Source organism: Streptococcus sp. KR (assembly GCF_002238115.1).
Lineage (GTDB): Bacteria > Bacillota > Bacilli > Lactobacillales > Streptococcaceae > Streptococcus.
Genome location: NZ_NGVM01000036.1, coordinates 1 through 5,253, shown reverse-complemented (window position 1 = coordinate 5,253; position 5,253 = coordinate 1). Strand labels below are relative to the sequence as shown.

General features: G+C 33.6%; 6 protein-coding genes. 1 reads left to right on the top strand and 5 read right to left on the bottom strand.

The window, feature by feature from the left end; translation table 11 throughout:
- Positions 1–176: 176 nt before the first annotated feature.
- The 5 genes from CBI42_RS10305 to CBI42_RS10280 form a co-directional block, all read right to left on the bottom strand.
- Positions 177–1,292 carry a tyrosine-type recombinase/integrase gene (locus tag CBI42_RS10305; protein ID WP_094753933.1) on the bottom strand — a complete coding sequence of 372 codons (1,116 nt, stop codon included), beginning with the start codon at positions 1,290–1,292 and terminating at the stop codon, positions 177–179.
- The gene (locus tag CBI42_RS10300) at positions 1,285–1,488 is read right to left on the bottom strand and encodes a DUF3173 family protein (RefSeq protein WP_000498227.1); all 204 of its coding nucleotides are present in this window, start codon (positions 1,486–1,488) and stop codon (positions 1,285–1,287) included. The genes CBI42_RS10305 and CBI42_RS10300 overlap by 8 nt, the downstream gene beginning before the upstream one ends.
- Positions 1,489–1,704: 216 nt before the next feature.
- Positions 1,705–3,072, bottom strand: a complete 1,368-nt coding sequence (locus tag CBI42_RS10290; RefSeq protein WP_256963754.1) for a Rep family protein — start codon at positions 3,070–3,072, stop codon at positions 1,705–1,707.
- Between the two features lie 481 nt (positions 3,073–3,553).
- Entirely contained in the window at positions 3,554–3,967 is a 414-nt protein-coding gene (locus CBI42_RS10285) for a hypothetical protein (RefSeq protein WP_094753930.1), read from the bottom strand.
- Between the two features lie 18 nt (positions 3,968–3,985).
- Positions 3,986–4,453: a hypothetical protein gene (locus tag CBI42_RS10280; protein WP_094753929.1), complete on the bottom strand. Its 468-nt coding sequence runs from the start codon at positions 4,451–4,453 to the stop codon at positions 3,986–3,988.
- Between the two features lie 235 nt (positions 4,454–4,688).
- Between CBI42_RS10280 and CBI42_RS10275 the strand changes: the two genes are divergently transcribed.
- The gene (locus CBI42_RS10275; protein WP_094753928.1) at positions 4,689–5,162 is read left to right on the top strand and encodes a helix-turn-helix domain-containing protein; all 474 of its coding nucleotides are present in this window, start codon (positions 4,689–4,691) and stop codon (positions 5,160–5,162) included.
- The last annotated feature ends 91 nt before the right edge of the window (positions 5,163–5,253 follow it).

The window sequence follows — 5,253 nt, the reverse complement described above, 5'->3', positions numbered from 1 at the left end:
TAAATAAGAGTTAAATTAGTGAAAATAGCGTTAAATCAACGTTTTAACACTTAATACTAGCCAAGTGGGAACATTTTGGCAACAAAAAAGGTAGTAAGATATAATCTTGCTACCTTTTTATAATCTCCGTTTTCGTATAACAGACTTCGCTAGTGATACGAAAGCCGTGATTGAAATTAAAGCGATATTACCCCCTCTAGTTTATCCGCTACCTCTTTCATAGCTGAAGGGCGAAGATGGGAATATACTCCTAAAGTCGTCTGTATATCTGCATGTCCTAACCTATTTTTAAGTTCTAGGTCATTCATACCCAAAGATAGCAATAGACTTGCGTGGGAGTGCCTTAAATCATGTATACGAATACTTTTGACTCCAGCTATTTCTCCGTGTTTCTTCATGCTATTAGCAAGCATTGTCTTAGTCACAGGTAAACAGTTATAAGAAAAGACAAAACTTATTTTTCCTAGCTGTTTCTGATGATTTTTCCATGAGGATAGCGCCTTAATCGTCATAGCATCAAGATAGATTTTTCTATTACTTGAAAAAGTTTTTGTGGGGTTAATTTGCCAATTATTTTTATTTTGATAAAACATAGACTTATTGACTTGTACAGCTTTATTTTCAAAATCAACATCTTCCCACGTTAAGGCTTGTAATTCGCTGATCCTCAATCCTGTCATAAAGAGAAATAGAAAACAGGTATATTTCAAATGTTCTACAACATCATTTTTTTCAAATGTTTTGATAAATTTTTCAAATTCTTCTTTTGTCCAAAAATCAACCTTTTTTCTAGTCCTCTTCATATTTCCAACCTGCCGAGCAGGATTTTCACTGACAACACCCAAAGTAAGCGCCATATCAAATAATTCTTTTACTGTTTGATGTAAATCTTTTAAGTAGTTATTAGATAAGCCTTCTTCCAAGATATCTGTATGCCATTTTTTTATATGAATAGGTTTAACATCAACCATTTTCATAGGATAAAAATACTTCAATCTTTTCAACTTAGAAGAAAAGGTCATAAACGTCCGAGCTGTCACCTTATTCTTGTAATGTGGGATAAAATACTTTTCTAAGAATAACTTAACCGTTAAAGTTGCACCATGCACAATAGCTTTTTTCGAATGTTTCGCTATAAAATCATCATACCACTTCTTAGCTTCTGTTTGAGTTTTAAACCCTCTTTTCTTTTTCTGCATTCTTTTACCAGTCACTTCATCAAAACCTAGAGAAGCAACCGCATAATAAGAGCTACTAGCCTTGTCATAATATACATGAGGGATTTTAGGCATATTCTTCCACTTCCTCAAAATTTAATTTTGTACCTAAAATCTCCTCAACAGCTTCCACAGGAACTTGACCCAACCCCTTAGAATTATAGTAAGCAAAGCCCTTTTGTACCATCAAAGCCTTAGCTTGTTTAATCAAACTATATGCTTGATAATTTCCAAAACCCAATTTTTTTAAATCTTCTTTTGTTACGAACATAGCTTTTTTCTCCTTTTCATGTTATAATTATCTTGTTTTTTTATTTTGATGTGTGATCGATTTTCACGCATCTTTTTTTTACATCTAGCCCATAAATTTCTATCATTCATGAACATATAAATATTATCTAATTCCTGCCTTATCGGTATACTCTTTTTAAATCGTATCACTCTAAAGTCAGAATCTAACCTTTCATCAAAGAACATCACAATTTTTTTAGCCATTTGTCACGTCCTTTGCTTTTTTAGGTAATATTCTAGGATAGATACAATCTTCAAGCAATTTACGAATAAAATCCTCTTTATCATCTGAACAAAATATATCTTCATATTTGAAATTCAAAACAGCCATAGAACCATCTTTTTTCTGATAAAAATCAACTCCCCTACGTTTCACAACTTCAGAAATATTATATAAACGATTTTCATCCGACCCATGCTTATAGGTTACATCTAATAAAAAGTTAATTCTCCTAAGAAACTGGTTTAAATCCTCTTCCTTAATTTCTCCAAAAAATAATTTGGGAGACTTATAAACTGGCATAATAATCAACCTTGGAACTACCCTTTTATTTTGATAGCGTGCCGACATTCTAGCAGAATTAAGGGGGTCAAATAATTTTAGCCAATCACTTGGAGACATGTTATTTTCCCTTAAATCGTCTAATAATAAGATTTCTTCTCCAAAATAATCATCAAAAGGGTTAGCAGAAGAAGCTGAATAGATATCCCCTCGCAAGCCTATTTCATTTAATTTACCTTGAACTTGTAAGGCTATTTCTCTAGATAAAGTCGACTTCCCAACTTCTGATTCTCCTTGTATATAAAGTACAGTTAATTGATATTCCCCAAGTTCCAAACTTTTCAAACGTAAGAAAGCCTGACGTTCTCCATAAAAATTAAATCGTTCCCTAAATTTCTGCTGATTATTTCCAAAGAGAAAAGCCAAATTGTCGTCTTCCATAACATCATTATAGGTCAACTCTCCCAGCTGAACTTTAGACAATACCAAATCTAAACTTTCATCGGATTTCTCACGCTTTTTCGTGGCTGCATACTTCTCAAAATCTTCTTTATTCTGATTGATGAAAGTTTCATAATCAAGCGTGTCAAATGTTTCCACATCACTAGCAGGATACTGATATTTATCTTTATCCTTAGCATGGATAAGATAAGCTAAAGCGTTGATACGTGTATAACCCCTACCGCCTTTTGATTTTGGAGTTTCTACACGTTCTTTTTCCACTCCAAGAGCCAGGGCAACTTTTGACAAATCCATACGTTTTGGAAAATCAATATAACCATGAATATGAGGTTCGACCAATTTAGTCCCAAAGGAAATATCTTTATCATGGACGATAAAAGCGACTTCCACAAACTCCTCTTCTTCGACCAGTTCACGGATACGGTCAAAGATTAATCTAAAAATCTTTGTCTTATTCTCTTCCCAGTTTTCAAATAATTTCTTGTCCGATACAGCCCAATCCCAAAAATCTGGCTTCATTTGTTGCTCAAATAAAAAACGCCTATTTTGTATTCTTTTTACCATTCTTTCCCCTTTCCAACTCATGACATGATTTTGCATAAATTATCTTCGGAATCGTTTTTTTATTCTTTCATCTTGAGTATATACTCCATTTTTTTGAGAATAAACTCAAGTATATACTCAAGAATAAACTCAAGAAAAACCCTTAATTTTTTGGCATTTTTGTTTCCCTAACGCTACGCTGACACCTTCGGTACTGTCCACGGAAAGCTTGCCAATCAAGGGATTACCCTTGGTTTGCACCATTCTATCGTCAAGTCCTAGAATGGCGCCCGCGCATAGGTTTGAGTATATGAGTATATACTTCCTCAAAAAACTCTTGTGACTAAAATTTCTGCATATTTAGGTAGCTTGGTTGCATTGCCCTGCCGGTTTACAAGTCAGCCAACTAGTGCCCGCTGATACCCGCAACCGCGCAGGGCAAAAGCCCCTTTTGCGGTTGCTATCAGCTACTAGTTAGCTCACTTGTAAACCGACAGGAGCAAGGCGGCCAGCTCCCATCATATACAGAAATTTTAGCCTACATAGCAAGTTTTAGCCCAGAGGCTACCAGTTTGATGGCTTTATATCCTGCATTTCGACCTTCAACCCAGTCCGCTTTGACCTGCACATCTAGCAACTCAACAGTCAGAACTTTACCAAACTCAGTATAATCCTCAATGTCTTCAAAACTACCGTAGACTTCAATCTTAATAGTCTTGACGTCTTCTCGGTCAATTAAGCCATCATTTACAGCCTTAGCGGTTCGCTCATCAATTCCCTCTAAAATGTAATGGCTCAAAATGTCGGTTTGTTTACCGTCTTTGAACTTCTTACTTGGTCGAGCTTTAGAAAAATCTACTTGAATTTTTTTGGGAATATCAAATTGAGAGCTTTCAAGAGCTACTTCTTTAAGTGAAAGCGGTGATGTAAGTTTAATTTTTTTGTTTGCCATTTTTTTATATTTCCTTTTCTATTTTTTCAATTTTGAAAAGAACCCTTTTGCCTGTTTTTCTTCTAAGGCTTCAAGTCGTTCTTCTATTTTTTTTAATCTTTTTAAATCCATTTCTAATGAAATCAGTTTAAAATTTACATCTTTATTATTTATTTTTTGTTTTTTTTGAAAATTTTTCAATTCAGCCACGTCTTGTTTTAATGCTCTTTCTTCAGCACTTTTTAGATCGCCCCATATAGCAGTTACAGCTTCAGTCATGTTTTTTGTTTCATCAATTCGCTTAGAAAGTTTGATAAACTTTTCAAATTCTTCTTCAGTAAATTGATAATGGTCTTTTACGTGCTTACGTGTGACCTTTATTTTGACTTTCTTAAACTCGTAACCTGATAAGCGTTCAATACTTATCCGCCATTTTTTAACAGCGCTGTAGGACTTGCCAGTGGCTTCCATGATGTCTTTATACTCGTAATAATCTTTATAGGCCATCTCCTTTTCTCTTTTCTGTATATATGATATAATTTAGATAGATTTATTTTATTGAGTCTTTGAGGATTTTTTCTTCAAAGACTTTTTTATACAATCATAGACAGTTCCCCCCTTGAAACCTTACTATCAAATGTGATATACTTTATTAAAGTATCATTTTGATACTTCTATTTTAGTATCATTTCGATACATTGTCAAGAAAAAAGTATCGTTTCGATACAAAAAGGAGATATATATGATTTTTCCAGAACGATTAAAACAACTTAGACAAAAAAAAGGACTTACGCAAAAAGATATTGCTGATTTAGTCCATGTCAATAGAGTAACTTATACAAATTGGGAAAAAGGAAATCGAGAACCCAACTTTGAAACACTTCTAAAATTAGCTTCAATACTTAACACTACAACTAGTTATTTACTAGGAGAAAGCAACATTAGTTTTGGACGTGGTAGTGATCAATTTGAAAAGTTAGCCAATTTACCAAACTTCCATTTATCCGAAATGGGACTCAATCAAATAAAAGACCTAGTTAGAGCCATACCATACCTCGCAGAAAAAGAGGGGATAGAACCAGATGAATACTTCAATATATTCACAAAAGATTTACCCGAACAAACAAAGCTCTTTTTAAAAGCTGTATACTTTACAGAAATCTTAGAAGAAAATCCACCTTTTGGCAACAATTCGGAAACAACAGAAACAAAATAACCCTATTTTTAGTAACTTAAAACTTATTAAAACTTAACAGAATATAGCGTTTTAGTTAAAGCAATAGCTGTATGTTACAGAGGTTAAATAA